Origin of the sequence: Mesorhizobium sp. M0664 (genome assembly GCF_040320565.1) — a bacterium.
Lineage (GTDB): Bacteria > Pseudomonadota > Alphaproteobacteria > Rhizobiales > Rhizobiaceae > Mesorhizobium.
The window spans coordinates 1-16,395 of record NZ_JAMYPW010000028.1 but is presented as its reverse complement, the minus strand read 5'-3'; the positions used below and the strand labels follow the sequence as shown (position 1 = coordinate 16,395).

Here is a 16,395-nt window from a genome sequence, read left to right as displayed (position 1 = left end):
TGCTGAAGTGGCCGTCCGGAAGCGCTACCGGAAGTCGCGCGTCTTGAGCTTGATATGGTCGATATGGTCATAGGCATCGACGATGTCGCGCCCCTTCGGCATGCCGCGCGGATCGATGCCCGATCCGCCATGATAGGCCTCGTCACCGCGGCCGTGTGGCAATGGAAATGGCGTGTCGCGGTTTCCGACGCTGGCGAGTTCGGCCGAAAGATCGGTCAACTCGTGGGCGACGAGATGCACCACCTCCCCTTCCCGCTGGATGCGGCCGCGCACGCCCAGCATGGCCGACGAGAGAAGCACGCGCCGAAACTTCTCGAACACCTTGACCCAGACGACGACGTTGGCAGCTCCGGTCTCATCCTCCATGGTGAGGAACATGACGCCTTTGGCCGAGCCCGGCCGCTGCCGGACCAGTACCAGGCCGGCTGCCTCAAGCCAGCTTCTGTCTCGGGCCCGCATGGCCTCCTCACAGGTCACGATGCGACGGCGACGAAGATCGGCACGCAGGAACGAAACAGGGTGGCTGCGCAAGGTCAGTCCGACATGGCCATAATCCTCGACAACCTCGCGGCCGGCCGTCATCGGCCTGAGCGTGATGACAGGCTCCTGGATCTCAGGCGCCGTTTTCTGTTCACGGGACGTGGCGGCCGCGAACAGCGGCAAAGGTTCATCGCGTAACGCCTTAATCGCCCAGAGCGCATCGCGGCGGGCAAGATTCATATCCGGCAGAAATGCGTCGGCCTCGGCGAGCTGCACAAGCGACGCCGCCGGCACGCCGGCGCGGCGCCACAGATCGTCGACCGAGGCGAAGGGCTCGTCGGCCCGTGCAGCGACGATCGCGGCCGCGTCATCATTGGCAAGGCCCTTCACCATGCGCAGGCCGAGCCGGACAGCGAAGCGATCTTCGTCATTAGTCTGCTCAAGCGTGCAATCCCAGCGGCTGGCATTGACGCAGACCGGGCGCACCTCGACGCCATGATCGCGAGCATCACGCACGATCTGGGCCGGCAGATAAAAACCCATCGGTTGCGAATTCAGAAGCGCGGTACAAAAGACATCGGGATGCCAGCATTTCACCCAGGACGAGGCGTAGGCGATCAGAGCGAAGGAGGCGGCGTGGCTTTCGGGAAAGCCGTAGCTGCCGAACCCTTCGAGTTGTGAAAACGTCTTTTCGGCGAACTCCGGGGTGTAGTCGTTGGCGATCATGCCGTTGATCAGCTTGTCGCGGAATTTCGAGACGCCGCCAGTGTGCTTGAAGGTGGCCATGGCGCGGCGCAGCTGATCGGCCTCGCCGGCGGAAAAGCCGGCGCAGACCATGGAGACCTGCATCGCCTGCTCCTGAAACAGCGGCACGCCGAGCGTCTTGCCGAGCACGCGCTCGAGCTCCGGCGTCGGAAACGTCACCTCTTCCGTCCCGTCGCGCCGGCGAAGATAGGGATGGACCATGTCGCCCTGGATCGGACCAGGTCGAACGATCGCAACCTCGATGACAAGGTCGTAAAATGTCCTGGGCTTCATGCGCGGCAGCATCGACATCTGCGCCCGGGATTCGATCTGAAACACGCCAAGCGTGTCGGCCTTGCGGATCATCGCATAGGTGCGCGGATCCTCGGCTGGGATCGTCGCCAGATCGAGGGCGATGCATTTGTGCTCGGACAGGAGATCGAAGGAACGCTTCATCGCGGTCAGCATTCCGAGCGCCAGCACGTCGACCTTCATGAATTTCAGCGCGTCGATGTCGTCCTTGTCCCACTCCACGACCTGGCGATCCTTCATCGCCGCCGGCTCGATCGGCACGAGATCGTCGAGCCGGTCATGCGTCAGGACAAAGCCGCCCGGATGCTGCGAGAGATGACGCGGCGTGCCGGCAAGTTGCGTGGCGAGTTCAAGGGTCAGCCGCAGTCGGCGATCGCCGAGATTGAGATTGAGCTCGCCGGCGCGCTGCTCGTCGACTGCTTCACCATGGCCCCAGACCTGCGAGGACAGAAGTTTGGTCATGTCCTCGGGCAGGCCGAGCGCCTTGCCGACATCGCGGACAGCACCTTTGGTGCGATAGCGAATAACCGTGGAGCACAATGCTGCGTGATCGCGACCGTAGGTCTCGTAGACCCACTGCATGACGATCTCGCGCCGTTCATGCTCGAAATCGACATCGATGTCGGGCGGCTCGCGCCGTTCCTGCGAAACGAACCTCTCGAACAGGAGGTTGTTGCGTTCGGGATCGATGGAGGTGATGCCGAGCACATAGCAGACCGCTGAATTGGCGGCCGAGCCGCGGCCTTGGCAGAGGATGTCCTGGCTGCGGGCGAAGCGGACGATCGAGTTGACGGTCAGGAAGTACGGCGCATATTTGAGCGTCTCGATCAGCCGCAGCTCGTGCTTCAGGATCTTGATCACCTTGTCGGGCAAGCCCTCGGGGTAACGGCGGGCCGCACCTTCCCAGGTCAATTTTTCCAGCGCCTGCTGCGCCGTGAGGCCCGGCATCGTTTTTTCCTCCGGGTATTGGTAGGCGAGCTCGTCCATTGAGAAACGGCAGCGGTCGGCGATTTCGACCGTGCGCGCCAGGGCCTCAGGATAATTGCTAAACAGCCGCGCCATTTCATCGCCCGGTTTGAGATACCGGTCGGCATGACGTTCGCGCCGGAAGCCGGCATCGTCGATGGTGACGTTGTGGCGAATGCAGGTGACGACATCCTGCAACATGCGGCGGGCCGGTTCGTGGAAAAGCACATCGTTGGTGACGACGGTAGGCACGCGCATCGCGGCCGAGAGGTTAGCCAGCTCGTAAAGCCGGAGCTGGTCGTTCGGACGCCTGCGCAAGGTGAGCGCCAGATAGGCGCGATCGCCGAAAGCCTCGCGCAGCCGCCGCAGCCGGACGGCGCAAAGATCATCGGCTTCATCCGGCACCAGGACCGCGATCAGTCCTTCGCCATAGGCGATGACATCATCCCATTCGAGATGGCATTTTGCCTTGCCGGCCCGGCCCTTGCCGAGCGAAAGCAGGCGGCAGAGGCGCGAATAGGCCGGCCGGTCGGTCGGATAGACCAGGACCGACATGCCGTCGGCGAGATCGAGACGGCAGCCGACGATCAGCCGGACGCCTGTCGTCTTTGCCGCTTCATGGGCGCGAACGATGCCGGCAAGCGAATTGCGATCGACGACAGCGAGCGCTTCAATGCCGAGCAGTGCGGCCTGTGCAAACAGCTCCTCGCAGGATGATGCTCCACGCAGGAACGAGAAATGCGAGGTGACCTGCAACTCGGCATATCGGGTGGCGCCTGTCATCCGAAGATCCCGTGCATGAACCATTTATGCGATCCGGTCGCGGCGTCTTCGCCGTCACCGGCGCGGTAGACCCAGTAGCGCTCGCCGCTCTCGTCCTCGACCTGGAAATAGTCCCTCACCGCCGCGAGCTCGGCATCGCGCTTCCACCATTCCCCGAACACGCGTTCCGGACCGTCCGCCCGCTTCACGCGCCGGCGCACCCCGCGCCAGGTGAAGGTCACGGGCGGATGGTCGGGAAGAAGTGCTACCGTCTCGATCGGCTCGGGCCGCGGCAGCAGCCGCGACGGTCGCGGCCAATGGCCCGGCCAGCCCTCGCCGGTATCAGGCGCCATCGGGGCAATGCGCTGAACGGAGCGTTCGGGAACGTCGCTCTGCACGGGGGCGAAGCGATAGAGCCGGTCCTCGCCGACACGGTTGGCGAGGATGTCGATCACATCCGAGACATCAGGTTCCGGCGCCTCGGCAAGTGAAGAGATCGTCTGTTTCGCCCGCAGCGGCTCGGCGGCAGTCGCGGCTAGCCGCATCTGCTCGATGCCAAATCCCGGGTCGATCGTCTCGATCTTGTCGGTGAGGAGCCGGGTCATGCGCTTCGTGTCGCGAACCGGCGTTGCTGTGCCGACACGGATCGCCTCGATGCGATTGTCGACACGGAAGAACAGAAGATCGAGCCGGCGCGCGCCAAGCCCCCGCGTCTCAAGGTCAATGCAGAGTTCCGCCACCAGCTTGCCTGTATAGCGGGCGATCGTCTCTGGCGCGCCGATCGGTTCGGCAAAATTGCGGCGTACCTCAACGATCTCCTCCGGCCGGTTCGGCTCGATCGGTTCGCTCACCCTCCCAAACGCCTGGTCGAGGCGGCGACCGGGTTCCGGTCCGAAACGCAGAGCGAGCGACGCGCGCGGCGTGCCGGCGAGGTCGGCGATTGTCTCGAATCCCAGCCGCCTTAGGCTGTCGATCGTCGCGGCGGGCAGGCGAAGCGCCGCGATCGGTAATGGCAGGATCGCCTGGGCTGTCTTGCCAGCTGGCACAACGATCGTGGCCCGGGTGCCGAAGCGCGCCAGCGCGTGGGTCGCCCCCCAGCTATCGGCGACCGCCGCCCGGGCTGTAATGCGGGCAGCGGCAAGCCGATCTACCATCTCGGCAAGCATTGCCGCCTCGCCGCCATGCAGATGGTCGGCGCCGGTCGTGTCGATGACGAGGCCGTCCGGCGGATCGGCCTTGACGATTGGCGCGTAGCGGCGCAACGCCCACAGCGCCAACCGCTCGAGCGCCATGGCGTCGGCATCGGGCTCGGCATCATGGACGATCAGGCCCGGGACCAGCGCCTGCGCCTTGCTCGCCGGAATGCCGATGCGCAGGCCCGCTGCGTGGGCTGCAGCATCAGCGGCAAGCACGACACGGCGGCGCCCGTCACGGCCGATGAGGACGAGCGGCGTCTCAGGCGGAGGCGCGGCGTCGCCCGATTTCCTTCTGAAACGGTCTGTCGGCCACATCGGAAGGAAGAGCGATACGACCCTTGGCATCGCAAGCCTCCACTATGAAATCTGCACTCTCTCCGGCCCGGCATCGGATCAGTTCGAGATGCCAGCGCGCGCGTCCAATCCCCTGAACGGGCAATGGTGTCGACGGCAGGACGGACACCCGCCACCGGGTTTCTGAGGCGGTTGGCTGGCCAAAGTCCGTGGCCTCCGTCTGCCGACGCCAGCGGCGAATGGCGATGCCGATGGCGCCGGAGCTTTCGGCGGCAAGCTGAAGCCGCCGTGAGGCCGTCATCGAAAGCCGGGCTATCTCGGCAACAACAGCGCCAAACCCGCCACGAAGGCCCTCTTCGAAACAGGCGAGAACAGATTTCTCGTCGCCAGCCTCGACATAGATCACCCTTCCCGGGGGAAGGCCGGCCTGTTCGATTGCCGGCGCGAAAAGATCGGGCCGGGTAACGCACCACAGCGCCTTGCCGACCGTGCGCGCGGCAATACCGGCAGCGAAGAGTGCCGCAGCCGCGCCGTCCACGGCGCCATTGCCGCCGCCCGCGACCTCGTGCAGACCACCAAAAGCCAATCCCCCTCCCGGCAGAACCCTGTCAATCGCGGCCACTCCGAACGGCAAAACCGTACGCTCGCGTGCATTTCCACCTTCGAGGCGCGCGATGCGTTCTCGAAGGTCGGAAATGGCAGCAGGGGGCGCCGATACACTCATCTGACCCTTGAAACGCGGAAAGCCTGGGATATGTTCTACATTTGTTCTCGTCTCGGTTAAGAGTCAACCGGGATGATGTCGTGCCCCTGCGGAAGGAGGCATTCGATGCTCGGTCCGTATCCTTCGATGCGAAAATGCGAGTTCCATTTTTGGAGTTTGGGGCGCCGGTGTCCGAAAATTGTAGCATATTTCGGACTCTTACCTTGCCTTTGTCCGAAACTTGTCGCATATTTCGGACATGCCCATCGTTGAGCCCGATACCGATCTTCGCTCACGCCTGCTTGCCCGCATTGGGTCCAAACCCGACGAGGTCTGGACCCCCGGCGACTTCGCCGATCTCGGCGCGCGCGCCGCCGTGGACAAAACCCTGCAGCGCCTGGCAGCCGCTGGGGAGCTGCGCCGGATCGACCGAGGCCTCTATGACCGGCCGCGCACGAACAACCTGACTGGCCGCGCCACAGTGCCGGATTATCGCGCTGTGATCCGCGCCGTCACGCGCCGCGATCGAGCGCGCGCCGTCATCGATGGTATGACGGCCGCCAACGACCTCGGCCTGACGACCGCCGTCCCCGCCCGGATAGAAGTGCTGGTCGATGCGCGGTTGAAGCCAATCAAGCTCGGCACGCAGGAAATCCACTTCAAATACGCTGCCCCTAGCCGCCTCTATTGGGCGGATCGGCCGGGGATGCGGGTCGTCCAGGCCTTGCATTGGATGCAGGACCTGCTGACCCAGAAGGGCGAACGGAAGCGTATCCAGGCGACGTTGCGCCGCCTGTTTGCCGACCCCAAGCACGGCGAGGCCATTCGCGAGGATCTGCGCGCCGGTCTCTCCGCCGTGCCGATCTGGATGCAGGAGTTCCTCCGCGAAATCCTGAGGGCGGACCCGCACGAGGCGAAGCCATGAGTACCGATGCTTACCGCCAGATCATCGCGGCATCCCCACGTGACCGGCTCGACCTGTTCCTCGCCACGGCCAATCGGATCGGAACTCCGGTGGGCAATGTCGAAAAGGATTTCTGGGTCTGCTGGACCCTCAATTCGCTTTACCACGAACGGCCTGCGGGGGAGCCACGGCTGCTTTTCAAGGGCGGGACGTCGCTGTCAAAAGGCTATGGCCTAATCCAGCGTTTTTCCGAGGACATCGACGTTACCGTGTTCCGCGACGATCTCGACGAGGCTGCCTCCGTCGAAGAGCTTGAGGAACTGTCGAACAAGAAGCGCCGCGCCAAGCTCGACGCCATCCGGGACGCCTGCCGTGCGTATATCACCGGCCCGCTGCGAGCCTTCCTCACCGCTCAACTTGCCGACATGACGAACGGTGCCGGCCGGGTGGAAGTCGACGAAGCCGATGCCGATGATCAGACCCTGCTGCTCTGGTATCCCGAGGTCGAGCCGCGTGATGGCGCCTATGTGCGACCGCTCATACGCCTCGAGTCCGGGGCGAAATCGGCGCTCGATCCCAATCGCCCCATCACGATTACGCCCTATGTCGCGGAGGAAGCGGCAGGCATTGATCTCACCGTCGCCGACGTGACCACGATCGAGGCGACCCGCACCTTTTGGGACAAAGTGGTGATCGCCCATGGATTGCGCCGCTGGTACGAGCGGCGCGGCGAACTGCGGCAGGAAGGCCAACGGGTGTCTCGGCACTATTATGACCTGCACTGTCTTCTCGGATCCGAGACCGGAAAGGCCGCGCTCGGCGATCTCGATCTTGGCGCCGATTGTGTGCGGCACGCACGAATGTTTTTCGACCGTCCCGACTATGACCTCGCCTCAGCAGTCCCGGGCAGCTTCGCGATCGCGCCGGCGCCCGAGATGGAAGCCGCGCTCGCGCGCGACTATGCCAATACGACGGCCATGATCTTCGGCACGCCGCCGACCTTCGATGACATTCTGGAATCAGCACGGCAGATTGAGCAGGACATCAACACCCATTCCTAGTTGCCTGGCCACATCGCCGGGGGGCATCATCAAGGCGTTGTCGAGCAAATGGTCTGCTACTTCAAACCCGAGGACATCGAAAAACTTCACGCTGGCCGAGAGGACATGCATCGGCAGTTCGCTGAACTGCGGGATCGCTTTCTTGGTCGCAAGTATCAAACCGAGCGTGGCCACGAGTTCGCATATCATGGGTTCTCGCGGCGCCTTGGTACCATGGTCAGGGCTGTTGACGTCGTGTTCGAGAAGCTCCCCCCAGAGCTGGACGAAATCCCCGAGAAGGACACGGTCGTCGACGCGACGCTGACTATCCAGGCATTCGTAATGAACGCGTTCAGGTGTCTCGATAATTTGGCCTGGATCTGGGTCTGCGAGAAGGCGGTCCTCAACGCCGAGAGCAAGGAGCTCGAACCTCTCCGAGTAGGCCTCGGCCCGAAAAGCAAGGAAGTCCGCGCTTCCTTTAGCAAGGAGTTCCTTGCCTATTTCGGCAAGCGTCAAGGCTGGATAGACGAGCATCTCAAAGGGTTCCGCGACAGCCTCGCTCACCGGATACCCCTGTACATCCCGCCCTTTATCGTCACGCCCGAGACAGTCGACAGGTACAACGAACTCGAGAAGGCGAGTGGCGATGCCATCCAGAAGCGGGATTTCGAGCTCTACGACAAGCTGCAGGCGGAGCAGAGGGTCCTGGGCATTTGGCGACCATGGATGACCCACTCGGTCACGGACAAGTCTCCCCGCGCCGTGTTCCACGCCCAGCTTCTGCAGGACTATGTGACGATCGACGAGTTTGCCCGTGAGATGTTGGCGGAGATGGAGCGCCAGAAAATCTAGTCATGAGCGAGCTCGGGCGGAACAGCGGGAGAGGCGGGGATTACCCATAAGTTCACTCTTTGTTCTTTTCCGAAAACGCGTGGCGAGATATAGTCTGGCGTGTCCTAAAAAAGATTCCTTAGGGAGCAGCGCGCAGATGACCATCCAGCCCACCAACACCATGCTGCAGGGGGACAGGATTCCCAATGAACCGACGATCAGCTGCCCAAACTGCAAGACGGAAATCAAGCTCAATGAGTCGCTCGCCGCCCCTTTGATTGCCGCCACGCGTGAAGAATAGGAAATGCGCCTGACGCAGAGCAAGTCATCGATGGCTGCCAGAGAAGAGGAGCTCAAGCGCCAGCAGGCCGAGATCGCCGCCGCCAGAGAGGAGATCGCCAACCAGGTGGCAGAGCAAATCAAGCTTGAGCGTGCCGGGATCGCGGTCGAGGAAGCCCGCAAGGCAAAATTGCTGCTTTCGGTAGACCTGGAGGACAAGGATAAGAAGCTTGCCGAGCTGGAGGCGACGTTGAAGGCGCGCGACGAAAAGCTCACCGAGGCCCAGCAGCAACAGGCGGAATTCCTGAAAAAGCAGCGTGCGCTCGACGACGAAAAGCGAGAGATGGCGCTGACCATCGAGAGGAAGATCCAGGAAGGATTGGACGCCGTTCGCGTCAAGGCGAGGTCGGAAGCCGAAGACGGCCTTAAGATGAAGGTTGCGGAAAAAGAAGAACAGATCGCCGGCATGCAGCGTCAAATTGAGGAGCTGAAGCGCCGTGCGGAACAGGGCTCCCAGCAGCTCCAGGGCGAGGTGCTGGAGCTCGAGCTGGAAACCCTCATTGCCGGCCGGTTCCCGATGGACGTCATTGAACCGGTTGCCAAGGGTGAGTTCGGCGGAGATGTCCTGCACCGCGTGGTCGGACCGGCCGGCCAGCCATGCGGCGCCATTTTGTGGGAATCGAAACGCACCAAGAACTGGAGCCAGGGTTGGCTGGGAAAGCTCAGGGCCGATCAGCGGGCGGCGAAGGCGGATATCGCGCTGATGATCTCGGAAGCTCTGCCTCCCGGTGTGGAAACCTTCGATCTTCTAGACGGGGTCTATGTCGCCCATCCCAAATGCGCGATGCCGATCGCAATCATCCTGCGACAATCACTCATCGAGCTGGCGAACTCCCGCCTCGCCCAGGACGGCCAAGCCACCAAAATGGAGCAGGTCTATGGCTATCTGACCGGCCCCCGGTTCCGCCATCGCGTCGAGGCGATCGTCGAAAAGTTCTCTGATATGCAGGAGGACCTGGCCAAGGAACGCAAGGCCACAACACGCCTGTGGGCGAAACGGGAAGCTCAAATACAAGTCGTAATCGAATCGACCGTCGGGATGTACGGCGATTTGCAAGGTATCGCTGGAAAGGTGATGCAAGAAATTGAGGGCTTGGAGGTTCTGGCCATCGAAGCATCTCTGCCCGATGCCGAATAGGCAATCGGCATGCAGCTCAACAGAAAAACGATTGGCAATCTGGAACGGCTTGCCCAGACGAACAGGGGACGGACCAACACGCGCACGACGCGGGATGCGTTGCCATGACCGCTGTGCCGAACAGGCATCGCAATAGTGCCCAATGCATTCGTTGCGTTTGGCGCCAACCGCCACTATGAAACGGACAATTTCGCCGACTGTGTTTCAAGCCGCCAGGAGAGTTTCGTGACAGAAGAAGCTGAAAGCAATGCCGACAACCTGATCGAACTCACTGCCGACGTCGTCTCGGCCTATGTCTCGAACAATCCGGTTCCGGTCGGTGACTTGCCGGCCCTCATCAGTCAGATCCACGCCGCATTGAAGGGCACCGCCGGCGGCGGTGCTGCGCCGGATAAGTCCGGGGCTCTCAAGCCTGCCGTGCCGATCAAGAAATCGGTCACTCCGGACTACATTGTCAGCCTTGAGGACGGGAAGAAGTTCAAGTCGTTGAAACGCCATCTCGCGACCCACTACAACCTGACGCCCGACGAATATCGCACCAAATGGGCCCTGCCAGCGGACTACCCGATGGTCGCGCCGAACTATGCCGCAGCGCGCTCGGCATTGGCCAAGACGATGGGGCTCGGCCGAAAGCCGAAAGAACCGGAAAAACCGGCGCCGGTGAAGCGGACGCGCAAGAAGACCGCGGCCTGATTGCTGCAGATCCATCGGCCTATGTAGCCCGGACACAAAATAGGCGGGAGTAACCAGCCTTCCACAGGCGAAGCTGGGTTGAACGCTACCAAGGGTTGCCGATCAGACACTCTCAAGTTTTGGTGCGAGACTAAAATCGAAAACGGGCGGGGGTGAGCTTCGCGCCTAATGTCGGTCATAGACTTCAGTTTTGCGGTTACCTGAAAGCCGACATTTCGACGACAGCACATCCCGAAGATTGTCAATTGTGTAGATCGCTAGCTTGACCGCTGTCATGCGCATTGGCAAACAAGCGTCATCAGCAGTGCTGTGTTTGTGCAGTCCCGGCTCTCAATCGATGTCACTTACAAGGTGCAGATATGACGCAGGCCGGCGGACCCGCTGCGATAAACGGCTTTCTCTATCAAATCATTCAACACCTTGGCTGGCTGGCTGATGTCACGCTTTCTGGAAACCTGGACGGCCGCGAGATCAAGGATGCATGTCTTGTGTTGGAACCTCGTCGCGGTGGAGACGCGCGGGCAGAAGCAATCGGTCTCTACCTCGTTGAACAATACAAAACTCGGGAGGATGGCACATGGCCACTTGCTGGCATTGAATCTGTCCTGAGCGATCTCCGCAAAGCCGTACCGCCATCGCGTCCGGCGAATGCCTGCTATCGCTTCGTGACCGATGGGCGCCCTGGCAAGCTGAACCCGTTCAACGCCTTTCTCGCCGACTTAAAGTCGGCAGCCGGACCAGATGACCTCGACGATGTCGAGAAGCTAAGTTTCGCCAAGGATCAGGCCGGTACCAACCGCGAGTTCTTCGACCACATCGTTACAGTGACACGAGCCGGGTCTCAACAACCGGCTACCGACGAAAGCGCGGTCGTGTTTCATCTCTTGTCGCATTTTGAGATGGAGTTTGGTGTCGACGGCAGCGCCCGCGCAACCGATGTGGAAAAGCTGTTACGGCGCTATGCACCCGACCTTGGTGACGAGCGCGGAATCCGAGAGCGTCTGATCGGCGTGCTTGTCGAGACATTGAGCAACGGCGAAGCTCAATTCGATGCCGCCAGGATTGATTCTATGTTCCGTTATGTGGGCCTCAATCCGGAGCGGCTGCGTAAGGCGGCGGAACTTGCCGAAACGATGAGCTCGTTAACGCGCCGCCGGCTTGCCCGATTAAAATATCGACCTGACCGCGACGTGCGTGCCATACCTGACTGGCCTGAAGACAAGGCGATATTGTTGATTGCGGGAGCAAGCGGCGCAGGAAAAACGTGGCAACTCGGACAGATGCTGGAGGCATTCGGGCAAGAGCGCCAGATCGCAACCTTGGTACTTGCAGGCAAGACGTGTGAAGACCTTCTGGCGCAGGCGGCGCGCGACGTGTGGCAAACGGGTCTTGGCGACACCTCCGAAAAATCCCTTGTTGCGGTATCGCATTTCCTGCGAGAACTTCTAGGCGAGGGCTCTGCTTCCCGGTTAACCGTGGCGATCGACGACGTCCAGGATATCGACATCGCGCGCGATCTCGTTCGTCAGGATTGGGCTGATTGGGGGATGCGCCTAGTCTTAACCGTTCCGCAAGCCGTGGCACGGGCACTGGAGATGACCGATGGCGATGTCGTTCATGTGCATGCCGTCGGCGAGTTCTCGGTCGACGAACTTGATCGCCTTTTGAAGTTAAGCGGTCGAAGGTGGACGGATCTCCCGCCTGACTTGAAGGCGCTGCTGCGCAACCCGATACTGGCCGGACTCTACCTAGACCTTCCGTACGCCTCGGTGCAAAGCGCCCCACGTAGCGAATACGAGATATTCGAAGGATTCTGGGCGCGGATTGCCGCCAAGGGCCGGATCGGCGACGAAGGGATCGTAATCGCCCTCGCCGTTTCCATGATGGACGGCTCTTATCCTCTACCCCGGCCGATGTGGAATGAGATTGGACTGAATGACGACGCGGCTTTGCGGCTGGATGCCGCCGGGTGGCTTCGTGTCAGCGAAAGCGGTGATGTTGCGTTTGCTCATGATCGCCTGCTCAATTGGGCGGTAGCAAAGTCTCTCGTATGGCAATACCAGCGCAAGCAATTGACCCTCCAAAGCTTGGGCGCTTTCCTCGCCAACGAGAGTGAGCCTAAACGCAGAGGGCTCGGTTATGTGCCGATGGACACGCTCTGGCTGCTGGCAGCGGACGCGCAGAATTCCGAGGCCCTAGGCCAGACTGTCGCGCAAATGGAAGACAGCCGGGAATTCGGAAGCTACGGCGAGGACCTCTATGTTCAGCACTTGCCGACCCTCGGGCAGCGGGCCGTCCCAATACTTCTTGAGCGGCTGAAAGCAATCGACCACCCTGCCTCGGACGGGGGCTACCGGACCAAGTTAATCGGCAAGGCCTTCGCCAATCTCGCCCGGCAGGACAATGTCGAGTTAGGGGATGTCGTCAATTCATTGTTGCATTCATCGTCCCAAGACCCACAGGCAGTTGCCATCGCTGTGCTCACTGCCGCACCCGACATCCGTCATCTCAATCGGCTCTGGGAAATCCACCAGCAGCGCGTGGATGCCCTCGAGGACAAGACAGACGGTTCAAGGCATGATGACTACAGGGCCAGCTCCACGGCCCTGCGTGCCGGCCTCGAGCTGGACCCGGAATGGCTCCGTAAGCGCATTCATGCAGCCGATGCGGAGAAGGAGCCTGTTTCCGAGCTTGGATATCTGCTGAACGGGCTGGAGCATCCCGAGGCGCTCGCGATATGGGAGGAGACCAAGGCTGTATTGATGTCTAAAGTTGGTGCCAGTAAGCCGCGTAGCCTGCTCTATTGCATCGCGCGGTTTTTGGATCGTAGCAACCTCGACTTCGTGACCCAGCACCTATCCCAGGCAGCAGATTCTGCGAGCGGTGCGGCGCTCTATGCCTTGTCGATCCTGGATCCACAGGGCGCGATTGAACGCCTCGTCGAAGTCGAGAAGTTCGAGCGGTATCTGACCCGAAATCACTGGCTTCCGGGCGTATTGCGGGCGCAATCCGAATTGACGCAACAACATATTCGTATTCTTGCCGAAGCAGAACCGAACGCACATCGCCTGATCGAAGATCTCTTCTGGGAGCGGCCTGACGAAATGGACGAGGCAACGCTCAGGCTCATGCTTCGCGCGCTTGAAAAGGATCTGCACGACCGTCTCGATGAATCCATCGAGGGCGATCCAGGTTGGCTCTATCACTCTCTGGATCTTCTCGGACGCATCGTCTCTCCTGAGCTGCTGGCAATCCTTTCGGAGAAGGCTGGAGGCGAATTGGAGCGGATGATTGCTGCAGTCGCGTGCAGCCGCCTGCGCACCAATAGCAACTACCGTGATCGCGTTCGCGAGAGCGCGCGTCGAGTCTTGATCCTTATGAGCGGTCAGGGAATCACCACGTTGGTCAAACGGGAGCTGGAATCTGAACATTTCTGGGTTCGCCACGGTGGGCTGAATTGGGCATTCGTTCGCGCGGACGACGGCATCATTGAAAGGCTCGGCGTGATCGCTCGCCGCCCAGTCCCGCGTGATTCCAACGGAAAACTGGAATCCGATCCATATGCCGAGTTCCACCAATCGATAACAGCGCTTGCGGCCCTCGGCGCAGACGAAGTTCTGGTCGACATCTTGCAAGACAGCGGGATAGCTGAAGTGCCGACCAACCTTGCGGAGCTTCGGAGTCATCGCGGCCGGATGCCAAATGCGCTAACGGACCCAGCTCTGCGGATACTACAGAGCACAGCGCCGAGCGAAGAGTCGCTGGTGATCGCGCTGCTGATTGCTTGGTTGAGCGGTGACACGGATCTGATTCCGGCCGTGCGGTTGGTCCTCCAGCGAGCCGAGTCGGAAGGCAAGGTGGCGCTGTATGCGTGCATCGCGCTTCGGGAACTAGGCGATCAGTCGGCTGATTTCGCGCAACTTGCCCTCCGTATGGCCCACACGGCGAAGAATGCTTGGATGGGCATAAATGCCTTGGCCGGGCTCGGCGATCGCGGCTTGGAATTGCTTGGGAACTGGCTGCAGGGTCGGGACGCTGCGACGGCCAGCGGGAAGCATGACGACGAGGTGATCCGCGTCCTTTATGCCAATCCTGCGACCAGGAAGCTGAGCGTCAGCGCCGCCGTTGACCGCTGTCAGCGCGGACGGTTTCTCCGCGATGGTCCGTATGACATAGCTGCGGAAGCGGGCGACCCGTTGTTGCGCGAGCAAATCCTCGACAAGGCTTTTGCCGGGCGCTCATTCGTGACCACGGAGCCTCTCCGCGCCATAGAAGGCTTGGCAAAATTCGATGCAGCGCGAGCTGTCGACGCGATCGAACTCGCGCTGCTCTCCCATCCACAGATCGAGCGCCACCTGTGTCGTCTCCTCGTCCGGATCGCTCCCGACATCGCGGCGGAGAAGCTGATTAATGCGGCAGTCACGACCGAAAGAGACTCGCTGCGGAACGCGGCGGGGCGGGCATTGCGGCGCCTCGACCCAGACAGCGTTTCAGGCCTCATCGCAGCGCGAATGACCGGCACCGTCTCCGATCGCAGAGCCGCAGCCGAACTGGCGATGTGGCTGCCTATCGCAGCACTCGCGAAAGAGCTCGGCCATCTCGCCGATCACGACAGCGACAGCGAAGTCAGACATGCAGCTCTGATTGCACTTGAACGTCACCGCCAGGGAGTCAACATCCAGTCACTTCTGGGCGCTTTTCCCTCTACATCGGTCGACCGACAATGGAGCTTGCTGGTTGCTGTCGCGGAAGGTGCCGATCCGTACCTTCTTACCGACAGTGAAGACCCGCTCTGGCTAGGTAGCATTCTTTCGGACGACGTGCCGGCAGTATTTGAGCATTACGCGAATTCGGCATTGCGTCAGCGCAAGCAGAAGCTGGCCTGACTAACGTTGCTGCTAGAACCTGAAAGTCTCTTAACACGGAACCATCATTCATGACTTCGGATGTCGAAACCCCGCCAGGGGCTGGCGGGACGTTCCGCTTCACAGAGGCGGAAGGACCCAACGGCGGTGCCGGCAGGAGGATCAGCTTCGCTGACGTCGATATCCAACCGCGGAGCTATGCGGAGCTCGTCGGAGCATCTCCTAATTTGCCTGTCACGATCCCGCTCGATATGTACAATGGGCAGGTCCTTCACACGGATTTCGACGGTGTCTCTCCTGGCGAGATGGTTCACGTCAATACCACTCTTCAGAGCCGTTTCACGTCGTGAGCGATCGGGCTTGTTAAAGGCGGATGGATGCCATCAGCTCTGGCGACGATCAAGTCCAACTCCATAATTCTGATCGACCGAAATGTCATGACCGAGATTGTGAGCCGGTTCGAAGGCGGCGTTAAGAAGGGCCGCGAACCGGATTTCCTCGACCTGTTCGAAGACAGTCCCATCCGCGTCAATCCGTTGCTTTGCGCTCTCGAAGGCAACAGCCGTCGCATCCCCGATTCCGATGAGGCCAGGGCGCAAATTGACGAGGCGGTGAGCAAGCTGAGGCGCGCTCTGCCCAAGGCAGAAATTGTAGTGGGAGCCAAGAGTCTGGAAGGTGTGCTTGGCCTGATCGAAGACGCCCGCGCAAGCTTCGGTCGAAAAAATGCCATGTTACTTGAGCTTGCGCCGGCACTCTGCGCACCGACTAGTAGCAAGCGAGTGGCGGCTTGCATTGCGAGCGTCATCGATGCAGCAGATCGGTTCGATGTACCACGCAAATCTTTGTTGGTATTCGCGATCGCAAGTTCAATTGCGGTGCCGAACGGGCGGAGCCCTGCTTTCACTTTGTTGAATTTGCGACCCGGTTACTCAAGAGAGGACGCATACAACGCACTGTCAGACCTGCGTTCGCTTGAGATCCTTATCCATAGTTTTGCGCTATTTCCTCGCGAGACCGTGCAACTTTGCACGGCGGATCGCGATCTAGAGCGGTTCCCCCTTTGACGGAATCAAAGGGGATTCCAGATTTATCTGTTTTGTGATTCAAGATGCTGGCTGGAGTGGAGGC

Annotated in this window: 10 protein-coding genes and 1 pseudogene; 7 read left to right on the top strand and 4 right to left on the bottom strand. The window is 61.0% G+C overall.

What is annotated here, in order from left to right; all coding sequences use genetic code 11:
* Positions 1–24: 24 nt before the first annotated feature.
* The 3 genes from NKI39_RS22165 to NKI39_RS22155 are packed head-to-tail and all read right to left on the bottom strand — an operon-like array spanning position 25 to position 5,478.
* Complete coding sequence (locus tag NKI39_RS22165) at positions 25–3,285, bottom strand: error-prone DNA polymerase (protein ID WP_352834381.1); 3,261 nt, start codon at positions 3,283–3,285, stop codon at positions 25–27.
* Positions 3,282–4,805 carry a Y-family DNA polymerase gene (locus tag NKI39_RS22160; RefSeq protein ID WP_352834379.1) on the bottom strand — a complete coding sequence of 508 codons (1,524 nt, stop codon included), beginning with the start codon at positions 4,803–4,805 and terminating at the stop codon, positions 3,282–3,284. Before NKI39_RS22160 ends, NKI39_RS22165 begins: the two co-directional genes overlap by 4 nt.
* Complete coding sequence (locus tag NKI39_RS22155; RefSeq protein WP_352834377.1) at positions 4,720–5,478, bottom strand: ImuA family protein; 759 nt, start codon at positions 5,476–5,478, stop codon at positions 4,720–4,722. The genes NKI39_RS22160 and NKI39_RS22155 overlap by 86 nt, the downstream gene beginning before the upstream one ends.
* Positions 5,479–5,716: 238 nt before the next feature.
* Between NKI39_RS22155 and NKI39_RS22150 the strand changes: the two genes are divergently transcribed.
* Together NKI39_RS22150 and NKI39_RS22145 are read left to right on the top strand one after the other, a co-directional pair.
* Complete coding sequence (locus NKI39_RS22150) at positions 5,717–6,382, top strand: DUF6088 family protein (protein ID WP_352834374.1); 666 nt, start codon at positions 5,717–5,719, stop codon at positions 6,380–6,382.
* Complete coding sequence (locus NKI39_RS22145) at positions 6,379–7,422, top strand: nucleotidyl transferase AbiEii/AbiGii toxin family protein (RefSeq protein WP_352834371.1); 1,044 nt, start codon at positions 6,379–6,381, stop codon at positions 7,420–7,422. Before NKI39_RS22150 ends, NKI39_RS22145 begins: the two co-directional genes overlap by 4 nt.
* Here the strand turns inward: NKI39_RS22145 and NKI39_RS22140 are convergent.
* Complete coding sequence (locus NKI39_RS22140) at positions 7,381–7,596, bottom strand: hypothetical protein (protein WP_352834369.1); 216 nt, start codon at positions 7,594–7,596, stop codon at positions 7,381–7,383. The two genes, NKI39_RS22145 and NKI39_RS22140, sit on opposite strands and share 42 nt — an antisense overlap.
* 39 nt (positions 7,597–7,635) lie before the next feature.
* Here NKI39_RS22140 and NKI39_RS22135 point away from each other — a divergent pair, with 39 nt between their 5' ends.
* The 5 genes and pseudogenes from NKI39_RS22135 (at position 7,636) to NKI39_RS22115 (ending at position 16,331) form a co-directional block, all read left to right on the top strand.
* Positions 7,636–8,253, top strand: coding sequence for a hypothetical protein (locus tag NKI39_RS22135; protein WP_352834366.1), 618 nt, complete (start codon positions 7,636–7,638; stop codon positions 8,251–8,253).
* Between the two features lie 136 nt (positions 8,254–8,389).
* Positions 8,390–9,709: pseudogene (locus tag NKI39_RS22130) on the top strand (DUF2130 domain-containing protein).
* Between the two features lie 225 nt (positions 9,710–9,934).
* Positions 9,935–10,402, top strand: coding sequence for a Ros/MucR family transcriptional regulator (locus NKI39_RS22125; protein WP_352786908.1), 468 nt, complete (start codon positions 9,935–9,937; stop codon positions 10,400–10,402).
* A gap of 359 nt (positions 10,403–10,761) precedes the next feature.
* A complete protein-coding gene (locus tag NKI39_RS22120; RefSeq protein WP_352834363.1) occupies positions 10,762–15,288 on the top strand; it encodes a HEAT repeat domain-containing protein in 4,527 nt (1,508 codons plus the stop codon).
* Between the two features lie 356 nt (positions 15,289–15,644).
* Positions 15,645–16,331: a hypothetical protein gene (locus NKI39_RS22115; protein ID WP_352834360.1), complete on the top strand. Its 687-nt coding sequence runs from the start codon at positions 15,645–15,647 to the stop codon at positions 16,329–16,331.
* The last annotated feature ends 64 nt before the right edge of the window (positions 16,332–16,395 follow it).